Source organism: Cobetia sp. UIB-001 (assembly GCF_044789135.1).
Lineage (GTDB): Bacteria > Pseudomonadota > Gammaproteobacteria > Pseudomonadales > Halomonadaceae > Cobetia > Cobetia amphilecti.
Genome location: NZ_CP058244.1, coordinates 4,034,483 through 4,049,547 on the forward strand (window position 1 = coordinate 4,034,483; position 15,065 = coordinate 4,049,547).

The window sequence follows — 15,065 nt, forward strand, 5'->3', positions numbered from 1 at the left end:
CAACTGAGATTCGCGCCGGCCTTCAGTCAGACGGTATCAGACGCCGGCCATCAGCCGTGACAGGCCTGCACCGAACACGGACAGCGGCCCCTGCAGATGCATGATGTCCACCAGTACCGACAATGGTGGCAGCCAGGGCGTCATGGCGGCGATCACCGCCACCATCGCCAGCGAGTTGCCCGGCTCACGATAATCGAACAGCTTGAAGGCGGTGCCGAAGCTGCGTTTCAGGCGTGCGCCGACCATGTCGACGCTGTACATCTCATCGAGCAGCAGGTGGATCATGGCACCGAACAACAGGGCCGCACCCTGCCACCAGGCCTGCTCTTCACTCTGGCCCAGCACATGCAGGCTGGCGGCCGTCACGCCCAGCGAGCACAGCAGTGACGCCAGCAGCGAGTGCCAGATACCGCGATGGACGGTGAAGCGCTTGAAGATGGCGCTGGCCACATAGCGCACGCCCAGATAGGTGGCGCCGCCCGCCATCATCAGCGGCCCCGCCAGCAGGCGGTCCTGCAGCAGCAGCACGCAGGCCATGGTCGCCAGTACCGCAAACAGCGTGAACAGGATACGGATGGCGCGCGAGTTGTCGGAGTCGATATCCGGCAGGATACCGCCGAAGGTGGTCAGGCTCGCCAGCGGAACCCCCTCCGCCAGCGACCACAGGCCGCCCTGCCAGCCCGCCGCCGCGACGATGCCGCCGGCAAAGGCCGCTACGGTGATATGGGTACGAAAATTGGCCATGAAATACGGGTCGCGAGCCCTCGACGATGTCACTGGACCAGACGCCACACGCTGGCACTGGATATACGTCCAGATTATGACGCAAGCATTTCATGAAAAACAATGGCTTGTCCTGGTTTGTGCGCGCCACTGCCACATCTGCCTTCTTAAGCTCGTGGAAAACCGACCCTGGCTTGCGGCAAATCCGCCCTTGGCTTGTGGAGAATCCGGCCCTGAAACGAGCACTCCCCCGCCGGCCTGAGCCGACGGGGGAGTGATCATTGCTGCGTCTGCCGCTCTGTGCGAGGGAGATTCAGTCGACGTAGTCTTCGGCCAGATGCTGATCCTTCAGCTTGACGTAGTTCACCGCCGAATAGGTGAAGAACTCACGCTCACTGTCCTTGATCGGGCGCAGTGCCTTGGCCGGGTTGCCGGCATACACATGTCCGCCCTCGAGGCGCTTGCCCGGCGGCACCAGCGCACCCGCCGCGATGATGACTTCATCTTCCACCACCACGCCGTCCATCACGATGGCGCCCATGCCGACCAGCACGCGGTCGTGAATGGTGCAGCCATGCAACACGGCCTTGTGACCGATGGTGACGTCATCGCCGATTTCCAGCGGATAGCCGCCCGGATTGAAATCACTGGCGTGGGTGATATGCAGTACCGCGCCATCCTGCACGCTGGTACGCGCACCGATGCGGATACGGTGCATATCGCCGCGAATCACCGCCAGCGGCCATACCGAGCTGTCATCCCCGAGGGCGACATCACCCAGCACCACACTGGCCGGATCGACGAAAACCCGCTCGCCCAGTCGCGGCGTCAGGCCCTTGAAGGATCTAATGCTCATGCCTTACCTCCTGAATTAGGCAACCAGCCTACTGCGCCAAACACCGGGATGCCAATAGCGCAACGGCCTGACTCGCGTTGCGATGTTTTCGACACCCCGTCCCGACGCCCCGCTTGCAGGCTCGCCATGCCCCGCGCATCGCGCCACGCCGTGCGCTGACTCAACGCCAGATTCACGTATCGATTGCGCAAGCGGGCTTACTTGAAGAAGCTCCAGCCCAGCACGACGACGACCAGCGGAATCGAGATCCAGCGCAGCACCCAGCGCCAGGTGCGGAAGAAGCCACGCGAGGTGCCGAGGCCTGCCAGCGCACGATTCTGCGGCATCACCCAGGCCGCGAAGATGGCGATCAGCAGCCCGCCGATCGGCAGGAAGAAGTCCGGCGGAATCGTCGTCACCGCATCGAAGACATTCATCTCGCCCAGCACGTGCACGTCCTTGAGGCTCGAGAAGGACAGCACCGACAACAGCCCCATCGCCCACACCGAGACACCGACCACCAGTGCCGCGTGGCGACGCTTGAGCCCCCAGCCCTCCAGCACCTCGACGATGGGCTCGGCGATGTTGATCGAGCTGGTCCAGGTCGCCAGCAGCAACAGCAGGAAGAACAGCGCCAGCAGCACGCTGCCGCCCGGCAGATTGGCGAAGGCGATCGGCAGGCTGACGAACATCAGGCCGGGGCCGGAGGCCGGGTCCATGCCCTGGCTGAAGACCGCCGCGAAGATGGCAATCCCCGCCAGCAGCGCCACGCCGATATCCAGTGCCGCCACGGCGATCGCGGCCGTCGGCAGACTCTGGCGCTCCGGCATGTAGGCGCCGTAGGCCATCAGGGCACAGGCCCCGACCGCCAGAGTGAAGAAGGCATGCCCCATGGCATTGAGCATCACGTCCAGCGTGATGGCACTCGGGTTGGGCATGAACAGCCAGCTCAGCGCGGGGCCGAAGCCGGGCGTGCTGATGCTGTAACCCGCCAACGCCAGCAGCAGCACGTAGAGCAGCGGCATCATCAGATTGTTGAGGCGCTCGAGCCCGGAAGAGATACCGGCGGCCACCACACTCATCGTCATCAGCATGAAGACGGTGTGGTTGAAGGTCATGGAAACCGGATCTTCGAGGAAGCCATTGAAGGCCGCTCCTACCTGCTCCGGTGCCAATCCATTGAAGTCGCCCTTCAATGAGTCCACCAGATACTCGATCGACCAGCCGGAGACCACCGAGTAGAACGACAGGATGAAGAACATGGTGATGGCACCGAACAATCCCAGCCAGCGCCAATGCGGGGTCTGCCCACCACTGGTAGCCAGGTGGGCGAGTGCCTGCATCGGTCCGCGGCGTCCGGCGCGCCCGATCATGATCTCGGCCAGCATCACCGGCAGCCCCAGCAACAGCACGAAGCCGATATACAGCAGCAGAAATGCCGACCCGCCGTTCTCACCGGTCATATAGGGGAAGCGCCAGATATTGCCCAGCCCGACGGCTGCGCCGGTCACGGCAAGAATGAAGGCTCGGCGACTGCCCCAGCGTTCGGTGGTTTCGCTCATGTCTGCTCTCGTGGTCAAGGAACGTTGGTAAAGAAAGGCGGGTCCAGCAACAGTGATCAAGGGCAGCAAGATAGCAGCCGTACCGGCCTCGGCCAATGCGACATGCGCGTGGCAGCGCCCGCCTATCGAGGCGATAGATTGAATAACGCGCGCCGAGGCCTCACATTCTAGGTATCCCCGCGGCAGCGGTGACGCCGTTTTCACGGCGCAATCGATGCGCAAGTTCTCCTTTACCGCTCACCGCTGCCGCCCACCCGAATGACGCGAGGTACATGATGTCGATCAATCCCCTGCTGGAACGCAACACCCTGCCCCCCTTCGACACCCTCAAGGCCGAGCACGTCGAGGACGCGATCAGCGAGCTGCTGGAGCACAACCAGCAGGAGATCGAACGCCTGATCGAGGCCACCCGCGATGACACGCGCTGGGACAACTTCGCCGCGCCGCTGGAAGCGCTGGGTGATCGCCTGAGCCAGGCCTGGTCGCCGGTCTCGCACCTCAATTCGACCATGAACTCGCCCAAGCTGCGTGAGGCCTATCAGGCCTGTCTCGCCAAGCTGTCGGCCTACTCCACCTGGGTGGGTCAGAACAGCGACCTGGCCGCGGCCTATCAGCGCCTCGCGGACAGCGATGAGTTCGCAAGCCTCGATGAAGCCCAGCAGAAGGCGATCACCAACAGCCTGCGCGACTTCCGCCTCGCCGGTGTCGACCTGCCGCAAGACAAGAAGCAGCGTTACGGCGAGATCCAGGCGCGCCTGTCCGAACTCTCCAACACCTTCTCCAACCATGTGCTGGATGCCACCCAGGCCTGGCACAAGGATGTCGGCGAAGAGGCGCTGGCGGGCGTACCGGAAAGCGGCCTTGAAGCGCTCAAGGCCAATGCCGAAGCCAAGGGGCTGGAAGGCTATCGCATCACCCTGGACTTCCCGAGCTTCTTCCCGGTGCTCAGCTATGCCGACAACCGCGAGCTGCGCGAGGAGGTCTACACCGCCTTCGTCACGCGCGCCTCGGAGAAGGGCCCCAACGCCGGTGAGTTCGACAACGGCCCGGTGATCGAGGAGATTCTGGCCCTGCGTCAGGAGCTGGCCGCGCTGATCGGCTTCGACGACTACGCCTCGCTGTCGCTGGCGACCAAGATGGCCGACTCGCCAGCGCAGGTCATCGCCTTCCTGGATGACCTCGCCACCCGCGCCGTGCCGCAGGCGCGTGAAGAGTTCAACGAGCTGGCGGCCTATGCCACCGAGAGCCTCGGCATCGACGACCTGCAGCCGTGGGATGTCGGCTACGCCAGCGAGAAGCTGCGCGAGTCGCGCTACGCGATCAATCAGGAGCAGCTGCGCCCCTACTTCCCGGCGCCGCAGGCCATCGACGGGCTGTTCGAGGTGGTCAACCGCCTCTACGGCATCACCTTCAAGCAGCGCGAGGTGCCGGTCTGGCACGAGGACGTCAGCTACTACGAGGTGATCGAGAATGACACCCCGATCGCCGGCTTCTATCTCGACCTCTACGCGCGTGAAGGCAAGCGAGGCGGTGCCTGGATGGATGAGTGCCGCGTGCGTCGTCGCCGCGAGGATGGCAGCCTGCAGTTGCCGGTCGCCTACCTGACCTGCAACTTCACCCGCCCGGTGGGCGATCGCCCGGCGCTGCTGACCCACGATGAAGTGGTCACGCTGTTCCACGAGTTCGGTCACGGCCTGCATCACATGCTGACCCGCCAGGAAGTCGCCGAAGTCTCCGGCATCAACGGCGTGGCCTGGGACGCCGTCGAGCTGCCCAGCCAGTTCATGGAGAACTTCTGCTACGAGCGTGAAGGGCTGGATCTGATCGCACGTCACGTCGACACCGGCGAGCGCCTGCCCGATGACATGCTCGAGCGCCTGCAGGCAGCCCGCAATTTCCAGGCAGCGATGACCATGGTCCGCCAGCTGGAGTTCTCGCTGTTCGACTTCCGCCTGCATCATGAGCTCGACAAGCCGTCGGCCAGCGATGTCCAGGCGCTGCTCGACGAGGTGCGCAGCAAGGTCGCCGTGGTGCCGGCGGTCGAGTTCAATCGCTTCCAGAATGGCTTCAGCCATATCTTCGCCGGCGGTTACGCCGCGGGTTACTACAGCTACAAGTGGGCCGAGGTGCTGTCGGCAGACGCCTTCAGTGCCTTCGAGGAAAGCGCGGTCTTCGATACCGCTACCGGCCAACGCTTCCGTGACGAGGTACTGGCACGCGGTGGCTCGCGTGACGCCGCCGAGCTGTTCCGCGCCTTCCGTGGCCGTGACCCGCAGGTCGATGCCCTGCTGCGTCACTCCGGCATCGGTGCCCAGGCGGCCTGATCTCGCCCCGTCTCGTGATGGCGCAAGCCTGACCACGAGCTGCTGGCCATGCGCCCCTGACCATGCGCCCCTGACCTTTACCGGTCGGGGGCGTATCATATGGCGCATCATCCGCCCGAGGCGGGATTGCCAGACCTACCCTGACCCTGACTGGAGGCACCATGTCTACCATCAAGCGCTTCATCGCCGGTGCCGTCTGCCCGCGCTGCGGAGCAATGGACCGCCTGCGCACCTGGGAGCAGAACGAGACCCGCTACCGTGACTGCGTGTCCTGCGACTTCTTCGAACAGCAAGCCATCGAGGAACCGCCGACCCTCGCCGAGATTTCCACGCGCGTGAGCGACCCTCGCGAGACGCCGGCGAGCGATGAGGTTCAGCCGGTGCGCATTCTGGATCCCGGCAAGCTGCACTGACATCTGCTGTAGCGCTGCGACATGAAAAAGCCCCGCCAATTGGCGGGGCTTTTTCATGTCATCTCGGCAGGTGGTTCAATTGACCACAGATCTGTCTACCACACATCAGTCAACTACACCGCAGGCAACGCGCGAGCCGCCACCGCCCAGCTTGGGCGTATCGGTGTAGTTGTCACCGCCGGAGTGGATCATCAGCGCATGGCCGCTGAGGTCGCTTTCCTTGAGGCGCGGTGCCAGCACCGGCAGCGAGATCTTGCCATCGGCATCGACGCTCAGCGCCGGAAGGTCACCGAGGTGGCCATTACCGTAGGGGCCCTGATGGGTACCGGTCTCTTCTGGATCGAAGTGGCTACCTGCCGCGGCGGCGGCGACGGTCTCGCCATCCTTCTCGGCCGGCTCGCAGCTGGCATTGGCATGCAGGTGGAAGCCGTGGATGCCGCTCTCGAGCCCCTCGATCTTCGGCGTCAGCAGCAGACCATCATCGGTATCCTCGGCCATGACACTGCCGACGGACTCACCGACGCCATCACTGCTGACGCGATGCATTTCCACCTCGGTGGCGGCCTGGGCGACACCGCCGAACAACCAGGCGCCGAGCGCCACCGTCGCGGCGGTCTTGAGGGGCTTTCTGGACGAGGTCGTAAAGGATGCCGTGTGCTGTGTCTCGTGATTCATGAGCAATCTCTCCATCACTGAGGCCGGCGTCACTGCCGACGCCTTGAGTGGCTTGCGGGCCGCTGTCACAAGCGGCTACCCGTCAGACCTCAGGGCGAGCGACGTCACATTCAATGCCGCTCTTCCAATTACTTGTCGTGCACGCCCGGCGCGCGTGACTCAACGAGAAGAGATCCCCAGATTTTCCAGCACCTTGAGACACGGCTCGGCCTGATTGAGAGTATAGAAATGCAGGCCCGGCGCGCCGCCATCCAGCAGACGCTGACTCATGCGCGAGATCACCTCGGTGCCGAAGGCCTGAAGGCTCTCGCTGTCATCGCCATAGCTCTCGAGCTGCCGACGGAGCCAGCGCGGGATGTCCGCCCCGCAGGAATCGGAGAAACGCGCCAGCCGGGTGTAGTTGGTGATCGGCATGATCCCCGGGATGATCGGCTGCTGGATGCCGGCGGCACGCGCGCGCTCCACGAAGTGGAAGTAGGCATCGGCATTGAAGAAGTACTGGGTGATGGCGATATCGGCGCCGGCCTGCATCTTGCGCACGAAGTTCTCGAGATCGCTGTAGTAGTTGTCGGCCTGCGGATGGCACTCCGGATAGGCCGCCACCGCGATCTCGAAGTGATCGCCGGTCTCCTCGCGCACGAACTCGACCAGCTCGTTGGCGTAACGCAGCTCGCTGCGCGAGCCCATCCCGGAGGGCAGGTCCCCGCGCAACGCCACCAGGCGCTTGACGCCCTGCTCGCGGTATTGCGCCAGGATCTCGCGCAGCTCACCGCGGTCACTGCCGACACACGACAGGTGCGGCGCGGTGCAGATGCCGCTGGCGCTGACCGACTGCACGGTGTTGAAGGTGCGCTCGCGCGTGGAGCCGCCCGCGCCATAGGTGACGGAGAAGAACTCCGGCTCAAGCGCCGCCAGCTGATCACGAACCCCCTTGAGCTTTTCACGCCCGGCCTCGGTATTCGGCGGGAAGAATTCGAAGCTGATCCCTGACGGATGTTCGCTTGCACTCATGGGGCGGCCCTCGTGGTCGTCGTGTCCGGCATTGATGTCGTTATCGCCGCACACTTCGCGGTGCGCGTGCAGCAATACACGTCCGGCGCGTCACGCCACCGCCCCTGTACTGCATGTCGAGCATTCTGACCGCCGCCGCCGACCCCGGCCAATGAAAGGTTTTCGCCTCAACTTCAATACCATTCATATAAGAAAGTGCGTGTTTATAACCATTGCTGACAGTGGCGTCCTGCCCCTCAGTCCTGTCCCTCAGTCCTGCCCCTCACCAGCCGCGCAACCACGCGATGCGCAGCCGGATAAGGAAAGACGCAATGCGCGTCATTCATGGGATGACGCTGACAGGGGCCACACGGCATGATGAGCCAAAAGGACAATGACGCTTCACAAGGAACCGTGATGGACCACATCGATCTGCAGCAACCGCTCTGGATGCTGATCACCTTCGTCGCCCTCGGCACCCTCTGCGCGCGCCGCCTCGCGATCGACCCGCGCCCCATCGCCACCTTGCTGATCTACGTGATCGCGCCGCTGACCTTCTTCCGCGGGCTGGTGCTCGGCGAGCCATCGCTGAGTGATCTGGGCCTGACGCTGGGGCTGTTCTCGCTGGCCAGCAGCATCTGCCTGCTGGTGCGCCCGCTGGCCGCGAAGTTCTTCCCGCCGCAGGAAGCCGCCCTGCTCGCCTTCTCCTCCGGCACCGGCAATACCGGCTACTTCGGCCTGCCGGTCGCGATGCTGTTGCTGCCGCCGGAAGGCGTGACCCAGTACCTGTTCTGCCTGCTCGGCATCACGCTCTATGAGTTCACGCTGGGCTTCTACGTCAGTGCGCGCGGGCAGTTCTCGATGCGCCAGAGTCTGGTCAAGATCGTGCGTCTGCCGCTGATCTACGCCTTTCTGGCCGCCCTGCTGGTGGGGACGCTGGGGCTCGAGGTACCGGGGGCGGTGATGGAGGGACTCGACTACTTCAAGTACAGCTACACGGTGCTGGGCATGATGATCATCGGCATGACGCTGGGCGGGGTCAGCCTGCGCGAGATCGACCCGCGCTTCATTCTGGCCGCGACCGGTCTGCGCTTCGTGATGTGGCCGCTGCTGAGTCTGGGCAGCGTGATGCTGCTGGGCAGCCTGTTCGCCCTCGACCCGGTGCTGGCGCAGGTGTTGTTGCTGCTGGGCGTGGTGCCGATGGCCGCCAATGTGGTCGTGCTGGCCATCGAGCTGAATATCCAGCCGGCCAAGGGCGCGATCGCGGTGATGCTGACCACCCTGGCGGCGCCGCTGATCATCCCGCTGTATTTGTCATGGATGCTGGCGATCAGCGGCCTGGGGTGAGGCTCAGGCGCCGGCCATCTCGGGCGTGACGGCGTCGGGCGTCGCGGCAGGTGCCGGACGCGGCATCAGATGGCGCGGCGCCGTCTCGATGATCTGGCCCTGCCAGTCGATCAGGTGCAGCGCGCCTTCGGCATCTTCCGCCAGCGCGGTGCAGTGCTCGACCCAGTCGCCATCGTTGCAATAGAGCACGCCTTCCTCGACCCGGAAGCCCGCCTGGTGGATATGCCCCCCGACATAGCCATCCAGCCCTTCGAGACGCGCCTGGCGCATGGCGGCTTCCTCGAACTGGGCCACATAGCGCTGGGCGGTGCCGCTACGACGCTTGAGCGCGCTGGCCAGCGACCAGTACGGCAGCCCGAACATGCCACGCGCGCGATTGCACCAGCGATTGAGTGACAGGATGAAGCCGTGCATGCCATCGCCCAGCTTGAGCAGCCACGGCGCGATGCGCACATGGGTGTCGAATTCATCGCCGTGGGAGACCAGCAGGCGACGACCGCTGCCGGTGGTATGGATCGCGCGCCGCTCGATGCTCACGTTGTGCAGCTTCAGGCCGCACAGGCGACGGAAGGCGGCATCATGATTGCCGGGAATGTAGATGACCTCGCAGCCACTGCGCGCCAGACGCAGCACCCGCGCCACCAGCGCCTGCTGGTCCTTGTCGAGCACCGCACGCTTGCGCATCGCCAGCAGGTCGACGATATCGCCGACCAGATACAGGCGTTCGGGGCGCACGCGACGCAGTAGCTTCGCAAGCAGCGCCGCCTGGCAGTCCGGGGTTCCCAGATGCACATCGGAGATGAACAGCGTGCGAACCTGACCGAGAGCGTCGGGAGCAGGCGGCATTTCAGCACGGGGAGCCGATTGCGGAGCGGTCATGTCAGTCACCTCTGGGTTGCCAGGCGGAATCGACAGGCGAGGCCCAGATGGCCCCTGTCGTTGCCCAGCAAGACTGAGGGGAGGCGATGACATACCCGTAACAGCGACATGAAAAAGCGATGACAGCCATTGCCATCAATCACTTGCAGCATGAATGAGGGGAAGATCGCGGGCTTTTTTACGCCTGAGGGTCGTTGGCGCCCGCCATGACCCGCCGCCGAGCGCGCTTCTGACGATACATGCGGTCATCCGCGATATGGATCAGATCATCGACATCCACATCGCCCTGCAATACCGGGTCGTGGGTGACGCGCCCGATGCTGACCTCGACCGGGAAGGGAATTTGCTGCTCCAGGCGTTGCTCCTGAAGATGGCGCATCAGCTGGGTCGTCGCCTGCTGGCTGGCCATATCACAGGCTCCGGGCATCACGACCAGGAATTCATCGCCGCCCAGGCGGCATGCCAGCCCGTCTTCACCAGCCGCCTGGGCGACACTCCGGGCCACCAGCTGGATCAGGCGATCCCCCTCGGCGTGCCCGAAGCTGTCGTTGACGTGCTTCAGGCGATCGACATCCACGAACAGGATCGACATGCATTGCCGGGTGCTCGTGCTCTCGGCCAGCATCCGCTCGAGAAAATCAAAGCCGAAACGGCGATTGGGCAGCCCCGTCAGCAGATCATGATTGGCGCGGTATTCCAGCTCGTTCTGCTGGGTGAGCAACCGCTGATTCATGTCGTGCAATTCGAGATTGCGCGCCTCCAGCGTGCGCTGCAGCCGGATGGTGCGATGGAAGGTCGAGGCTCGGGCGTGCGCCAGTGCCGGCGCGATGAAGAGGGTTCCCAGGATGTAGGCCCCACCCGCACCGGCCAATGTCGTCAACGACAAGGGACTCAGCCACACATAGATGGGCACATAACACAGTATCAGCGGCAGGCTGCTGGCCAGCTGGTAGCGCCAGCCCCACACCAGCCAGGCGGGCATGGCAATCAGCATGCAGGTCGAGAAACTCAGGTTCCACAACGTCAGCGTCAGTGCATCCGGAATCAGCGCGGCACCGAAGCAGAAGAACAGATTGGCGGGTATCGCCCCGGCCAGCAGGATCTTGTCCGAATGCACGCCGCCGCGGCGCAGCTGGAGGATGCATAGCAGGCAGCAGAGGAAGATGATCAGCCGCCCCACCCACAACGCCTGCCAGGCAGACGGTACCTGGAAATAGTCAAACAGCAGGAAGCAGGCGAAGCACGCCATGGCGAACATGATGAAGGTATTGTTGATTCGCGTGCGATAGTGCTGCGCTTCGATATCCGAACCGTCCCTGCCCGGCAATATCAGATGTTCATGAAGCAGCATGTTCCATCCTCGACACTCGGTAGCATCAACCAATGTTACACCGCGCGCAGAGCACACCTCACTGGAATAAAGAGTTGATCAGTAAACGCAAGAATACCGTCTGCCTGATAGAACAATGTGCTGTGTCATCAGGCCGGCCAGGCGAAGCAAGGGCAAAGAGGTGTCGGCAACAAGAATGTGCCGGCAACACGAACGAAAGCGCCCTGCTGTCGTCATCCACCTCGATGGCGACAGCAGGGCGCTGAAGGTAAAGCCAAGGCAATCCCAGCTCACGGCGAGTCAATGCGACCAGCCATCAGGGCTGGTCACCGCCATTGTCGTGGGGCTTGCGCTGACAGGCTCTGACTCAGTGCTTGTCGTTCGACTCTCCCGAGTGACTACGATCGCCGACCACCGCCGTCACCAGCTTGCCGATGCTCAACCCCTGCACGAGGATCGAGAACAGCACGATGATGTAGGTGGTGACCACCAGCGGCTCGCGGAAGTCGCCTTCGGGAATCGCCAGTGCCAGCGCCACCGAGATGCCGCCGCGCAGGCCGCCCCAGGTGAGCACGCGCGTGGTGGCGGGGCGGAAGGTGTACCAGCGACGCAAGAGGCTCAGCGGGAGGCCGATCAGCGCCAGCCGCGAGAGCAGGATCACCGCCACCAGCACCAGCGCGATGCCGATCGAGGTCAGCGTGATCGGCATCAGTACCAGTTCAAGGCCGATCAGCACGAACAGCACCGCGTTGAGAATCTCGTCGACCAGCTCCCAGAAGCCGTCCAGATAGCGGCGGGTGTTGTCGGACATGGCGCCATCACGCGCCATGTTGCCGATGATCAGCCCCGCCACCACCATCGCGATGGGGCCGGAGAAATGCAGCGCCGAGGCCAGCGCATAGCCGCCCAGTACCAGCGCCAGACTCAGCATCACCTCGACCTGATACTGGTCGATGCTGCGCATCAGCTGGTAGACCAGCGCGCCCAGCGCCAGCCCGAGCAGGATGCCGCCGCCGGCTTCCTCGAGGAACAAGAGCCCCATGTGGCCGAGCTCGACCTCACCGCTGCCGGCCGACGCCGCACTCAGCAGCGCGGTGAACAGCACCACCGCCACGCCATCATTGAACAGCGACTCGCCGACGATGCGGATCTCCATGTCGGCAGGCGCGCCGGCACTGCGCATGATGCCGAGCACGGCGATCGGGTCGGTGGGCGAGATCAGCGCACCGAACACCAGGCAATACAGGTAGGGCACCTCGATACCGGCCCACTGGAACAGCCACCAGGCGGCGGAGCCGATCACCAGCGTCGAGATCAGCACACCCAGCGTGGCCAGCAGGCCGATGGAGCGCCGGTAGGCCTTGAGGCGCGAGAGGTCCACGTGCAGCGCGCCGGCGAACAGCAGGAAGGACAGCATGCCGTCCATCAGCAGGCTGTTGAAGTTGATGCGGCCCAACCAGTCTTCCGCGGTATCGGCCACGACGGTGGTCACCGCGAAGTGATCGAGCCCGATCACGCCCAGCGACAGCACCAGGCCGATGGCCATCACGCCGATGGTCGGCGGCAGCCGCAGGACACGATGATTGAACCACATGCACACGGCAGTGATGGTGATGAACAGTGCAGCGAGATTGAGCATCCGAAAACGGTCCTTTGCAGTGGCGCCGATACCCCTGATGGCATGACGTCCTTGTCATTCTTTCCAGTTCTTCTGTCGCGTGAGCAGCCGCGTGGCTGTCTGAACTGAGCGTGACTGTCCAGAGCGGCTCATGGCTGCCAGAACGCATCGTGGCTACCAGAGATCACCATGGCGTTCACGGTGGCAGAGATAGAGACGCAGCTCGAACTCACGTTGATGATACTCCGGCTGCATGTGACAGCAGAGCCGGTAGAACGCCTTGTCGTGAGCCTTCTCGCGCAGATGCGCCAGCTCATGCACCACGATCATGTTGAGCAGTGGCTCCGGCAGGCGCCGGAACAGCGACGAGATACGAATCTCGTTCTTGGCCTTGAGCTTGTTGCCCTGCACCCGCGACACGAAGGTGTGCAGCCCCAGGGCGTTGTCGATGACGTGAATCCGGTCGTCGTAGATCACCTTGCTGATCGGCGCCGAGCTGCGCAGATACCGATTCTTCAGCGCCATGGTGTAGTCATGCAGCGCCCGTGCACCCTGCAGCTGATGAGGCTCGGGATACTTGCCGAGAAAGAAGGCTGCCGTCTTGCCCGACGCCAGCAGTTCACTCGCCTGCTGTTGGATCTCGGGGGCGTAGCCCTTGAGATAGCGTAGATCAGCCACTGGGCATCTCTCCTGTTGCTGTCCGAAGGAGGGCCAGAGACAAGAAAACCCGCCGAGGCGGGTTTTCTTGTCATGGCGCCGAAAGCGAGGGGCGAGACGTCCGCCACCTGCCAGGCCTGTCGAACTGGCGGATTTACAGGCCAGCGGCAGCCTTGAGGCCAGCGGCACGATCGGTCTTTTCCCACGGGAAGGCGGTGAAGGTTTCGGTCTTCTGCTCGCCGCTCACGTCGGTCCAGCTGTAGCTGTGCTCGAACGGCTCACGACCGAAGTGGCCGTAGGCAGCGGTCAGCTGATACATCGGGTGCGCCAGGTCCAGCATGGTGGTGATGGCGTACGGACGCAGGTCGAAGTGCTCGCGCACCAGCTCGACGATCTTGGCATCGCTGATCTTGCCGGTGCCGAAGGTGTTGATCGAGACGGAGGTCGGCTCGGCGACACCGATGGCGTAGGAGACCTGGATCTCGCACTTGTCGGCCAGGCCGCTGGCGACGACGTTCTTGGCCACGTAGCGACCGGCATAGGCGGCGCTGCGGTCGACCTTGGACGGGTCCTTGCCGGAGAAGGCGCCACCACCGTGACGGGCCATGCCGCCGTAGGTGTCGACGATGATCTTGCGACCCGTCAGACCACAGTCACCCACCGGGCCACCGATGACGAAGTTGCCAGTCGGGTTGATGTGGTATTCGGTGGTCTCGGACAGCCACTCGGCCGGCAGCACCTGCTCGATGATCTCGCGCTTGACCATCGCGCGCAGGTCTTCCTGGGACACTTCCGGGTCATGCTGGGTCGACAGCACGACGGCTTCGACGGCGACCGGCTTGCCGGCTTCGTCGTAGCGGAAGGTGACCTGGCTCTTCGCATCCGGACGCAGCCACGGCAGCATGCCGTTCTTGCGCAGTTCCGCCTGACGCTCCACCAGACGGTGGGCGTAGTGGATCGGCGCCGGCATGAAGGAGTCGGTCTCGTTGGTGGCGTAGCCGAACATCAGGCCCTGGTCGCCCGCGCCCTGATCTTCCGGCTTGGTGCGATCGACGCCCTGGGCGATATCGATGCTCTGCTTGCCGATCAGGTTGAGGACACCACAGGTCTCGCCGTCGAAGCCGACGTCGGAAGAGGTATAGCCGATATCGGTGATGACACGACGTACCAGCTCCTCGAGATCCACCCACGCGCTGGTGGAGATCTCACCGGCCACGATGGCAACGCCTGTCTTGACGAGCGTTTCGCACGCGACGCGTGCCTGCTTGTCGCGCGCGATGATGGCATCGAGCACGGCGTCGGAAATCTGGTCGGCAATCTTGTCCGGATGCCCTTCGGACACGGACTCGGATGTGAAGAGTGAGTATTCGCTCATTGGTCCTCGACCCTCTTTTCGGATGCGGGGATGATTCGGCCACTGACGGCAGACTGCGTTGACGACCGAGTAGAAACACGCTTGCGGCGCACGATGAAGCTCAACACGGGCGGTTGAGCCTCGGGGGGGCGAGTTTACACGCCACTTATGTGAGTTCCTAGCGCAATGGGGCCCGTGGGGCCGTCCAATCGAGACCTTTTTGCGACAAGCGCTGCACACAGGGTAATAAGCCGTTGCCACCTTTGGACGAGCGTACATCCCGGATGCGATTTGCCGCGCCCTGTCATCTCGGTGACAATACCCGCCCGGAGATCACGCTCGGACGCGAGTCCGCGCG

General features: G+C 63.7%; 13 protein-coding genes. 3 read left to right on the forward strand and 10 right to left on the reverse strand.

Annotated elements, in window-relative coordinates:
- Positions 1-36: 36 nt before the first annotated feature.
- The 3 genes from HA399_RS16730 to HA399_RS16740 all read right to left on the reverse strand — a co-directional run bounded on the left by HA399_RS16730 (position 37) and on the right by HA399_RS16740 (position 3,120).
- On the reverse strand, positions 37-744 hold the full coding sequence (locus tag HA399_RS16730) for a metal-dependent hydrolase (protein WP_052384803.1): 708 nt from the start codon (positions 742-744) through the stop codon (positions 37-39).
- Between the two features lie 292 nt (positions 745-1,036).
- Complete coding sequence (locus tag HA399_RS16735; RefSeq protein WP_043335714.1) at positions 1,037-1,579, reverse strand: gamma carbonic anhydrase family protein; 543 nt, start codon at positions 1,577-1,579, stop codon at positions 1,037-1,039.
- Positions 1,580-1,776: 197 nt separating this feature from the next.
- Positions 1,777-3,120, reverse strand: coding sequence for a sodium-dependent transporter (locus HA399_RS16740; RefSeq protein ID WP_404325546.1), 1,344 nt, complete (start codon positions 3,118-3,120; stop codon positions 1,777-1,779).
- Positions 3,121-3,395: 275 nt separating this feature from the next.
- On the opposite strand from HA399_RS16740, the gene prlC reads away from it, so the two are divergent.
- Together prlC and HA399_RS16750 are read left to right on the forward strand one after the other, a co-directional pair.
- Positions 3,396-5,444 (forward strand): oligopeptidase A, encoded by a 2,049-nt coding sequence (gene prlC / locus HA399_RS16745; protein ID WP_192838979.1) that lies wholly within the window; start codon positions 3,396-3,398, stop codon positions 5,442-5,444.
- Positions 5,445-5,605: 161 nt separating this feature from the next.
- Positions 5,606-5,857 carry a YheV family putative zinc ribbon protein gene (locus HA399_RS16750; RefSeq protein ID WP_043335719.1) on the forward strand — a complete coding sequence of 84 codons (252 nt, stop codon included), beginning with the start codon at positions 5,606-5,608 and terminating at the stop codon, positions 5,855-5,857.
- 105 nt (positions 5,858-5,962) lie between these two features.
- On the opposite strand, the gene sodC is transcribed toward HA399_RS16750, so the two are convergent.
- Positions 5,963-6,532, reverse strand: a complete 570-nt coding sequence (gene sodC / locus HA399_RS16755) for a superoxide dismutase [Cu-Zn] SodC (protein ID WP_404325547.1) — start codon at positions 6,530-6,532, stop codon at positions 5,963-5,965.
- A gap of 159 nt (positions 6,533-6,691) precedes the next feature.
- Positions 6,692-7,543 (reverse strand): methylenetetrahydrofolate reductase [NAD(P)H], encoded by an 852-nt coding sequence (metF, locus tag HA399_RS16760; RefSeq protein WP_404325548.1) that lies wholly within the window; start codon positions 7,541-7,543, stop codon positions 6,692-6,694.
- Positions 7,544-7,939: 396 nt separating this feature from the next.
- On the opposite strand from metF, the gene HA399_RS16765 reads away from it, so the two are divergent.
- Positions 7,940-8,869 carry an AEC family transporter gene (locus HA399_RS16765; protein ID WP_216061192.1) on the forward strand — a complete coding sequence of 310 codons (930 nt, stop codon included), beginning with the start codon at positions 7,940-7,942 and terminating at the stop codon, positions 8,867-8,869.
- Between the two features lie 3 nt (positions 8,870-8,872).
- Here the strand turns inward: HA399_RS16765 and HA399_RS16770 are convergent, their stop codons facing one another.
- The 5 genes from HA399_RS16770 to metK all read right to left on the reverse strand — a co-directional run bounded on the left by HA399_RS16770 (position 8,873) and on the right by metK (position 14,728).
- The gene (locus HA399_RS16770; protein ID WP_284892923.1) at positions 8,873-9,748 is read right to left on the reverse strand and encodes a UDP-2,3-diacylglucosamine diphosphatase; all 876 of its coding nucleotides are present in this window, start codon (positions 9,746-9,748) and stop codon (positions 8,873-8,875) included.
- Positions 9,749-9,926: 178 nt separating this feature from the next.
- Complete coding sequence (locus HA399_RS16775; protein ID WP_404325550.1) at positions 9,927-11,099, reverse strand: GGDEF domain-containing protein; 1,173 nt, start codon at positions 11,097-11,099, stop codon at positions 9,927-9,929.
- 346 nt (positions 11,100-11,445) lie between these two features.
- Positions 11,446-12,717 carry a cation:proton antiporter gene (locus HA399_RS16780; RefSeq protein ID WP_404325552.1) on the reverse strand — a complete coding sequence of 424 codons (1,272 nt, stop codon included), beginning with the start codon at positions 12,715-12,717 and terminating at the stop codon, positions 11,446-11,448.
- Positions 12,718-12,870: 153 nt separating this feature from the next.
- A complete protein-coding gene (locus HA399_RS16785) occupies positions 12,871-13,374 on the reverse strand; it encodes a M48 family metallopeptidase (RefSeq protein ID WP_216061197.1) in 504 nt (167 codons plus the stop codon).
- Between the two features lie 133 nt (positions 13,375-13,507).
- A complete protein-coding gene (metK, locus tag HA399_RS16790) occupies positions 13,508-14,728 on the reverse strand; it encodes a methionine adenosyltransferase (protein WP_043335733.1) in 1,221 nt (406 codons plus the stop codon).
- Positions 14,729-15,065: the final 337 nt, after the last annotated feature.

What these genes read in the sequence shown, in the direction of transcription:
- HA399_RS16735 (WP_043335714.1), bottom strand. Translation starts at nt 1,579, where the DNA reads ATGAGCATTAGATCCTTCAAGGGCCTGACGCCGCGACTGGGCGAGCGG.
- HA399_RS16750 (WP_043335719.1), top strand. Translation starts at nt 5,606, where the DNA reads ATGTCTACCATCAAGCGCTTCATCGCCGGTGCCGTCTGCCCGCGCTGC.
- HA399_RS16775 (WP_404325550.1), bottom strand. Translation starts at nt 11,099, where the DNA reads ATGCTGCTTCATGAACATCTGATATTGCCGGGCAGGGACGGTTCGGAT.
- prlC (WP_192838979.1), top strand. Translation starts at nt 3,396, where the DNA reads ATGTCGATCAATCCCCTGCTGGAACGCAACACCCTGCCCCCCTTCGAC.
- HA399_RS16765 (WP_216061192.1), top strand. Translation starts at nt 7,940, where the DNA reads ATGGACCACATCGATCTGCAGCAACCGCTCTGGATGCTGATCACCTTC.
- HA399_RS16740 (WP_404325546.1), bottom strand. Translation starts at nt 3,120, where the DNA reads ATGAGCGAAACCACCGAACGCTGGGGCAGTCGCCGAGCCTTCATTCTT.
- sodC (WP_404325547.1), bottom strand. Translation starts at nt 6,532, where the DNA reads ATGAATCACGAGACACAGCACACGGCATCCTTTACGACCTCGTCCAGA.
- metK (WP_043335733.1), bottom strand. Translation starts at nt 14,728, where the DNA reads ATGAGCGAATACTCACTCTTCACATCCGAGTCCGTGTCCGAAGGGCAT.
- HA399_RS16780 (WP_404325552.1), bottom strand. Translation starts at nt 12,717, where the DNA reads ATGCTCAATCTCGCTGCACTGTTCATCACCATCACTGCCGTGTGCATG.
- metF (WP_404325548.1), bottom strand. Translation starts at nt 7,543, where the DNA reads ATGAGTGCAAGCGAACATCCGTCAGGGATCAGCTTCGAATTCTTCCCG.
- HA399_RS16770 (WP_284892923.1), bottom strand. Translation starts at nt 9,748, where the DNA reads ATGACCGCTCCGCAATCGGCTCCCCGTGCTGAAATGCCGCCTGCTCCC.
- HA399_RS16730 (WP_052384803.1), bottom strand. Translation starts at nt 744, where the DNA reads ATGGCCAATTTTCGTACCCATATCACCGTAGCGGCCTTTGCCGGCGGC.